This window comes from Psychrobacter sp. S1-30-MNA-CIBAN-0213, assembly GCF_040309845.1.
Taxonomy (GTDB): domain Bacteria; phylum Pseudomonadota; class Gammaproteobacteria; order Pseudomonadales; family Moraxellaceae; genus Psychrobacter.
This window is the reverse complement of the sequence record NZ_JBEOPE010000041.1, coordinates 1-307: the sequence shown is the minus strand read 5'-3', so window position 1 is coordinate 307 and position 307 is coordinate 1. Positions and strand designations below refer to the sequence as shown.

Here is a 307-nt window from a genome sequence, read left to right as displayed (position 1 = left end):
CACGAGTACTTATCTACCATGCCTCTAAAAAACTGACTTCGGTTGGTACCTTTCTCTCTAATTATCTCTGCTCTTTCTTTGAATTTGTCGTCATTGATAATTAATAAACCACCTTCGCCGCCACTTGTGTAGTTCTTAGTCTCATGAAAACTATAAGCGCCTAAGTGTCCAATAGTTCCGAGGGCCTGACCTTTATAAGTGCTCATCATGCCCTGCGCAGCATCTTCAATAACATATATATTATGGCGGCTTGCTATATCCATGATGGTGTCCATCTCACAGGCAACCCCTGCATAATGAACAGGAA

The 307-nt window shown here is 42.0% G+C and carries 1 protein-coding gene; it reads right to left on the bottom strand.

Annotated elements, in window-relative coordinates:
• Window positions 1-263 (bottom strand): DegT/DnrJ/EryC1/StrS family aminotransferase (locus AAEY87_RS13875; RefSeq protein ID WP_350657590.1); only part of this gene is annotated, 263 nt, incomplete at its 3' end.
• Between the last annotated feature and the right edge of the window lie 44 nt (window positions 264-307).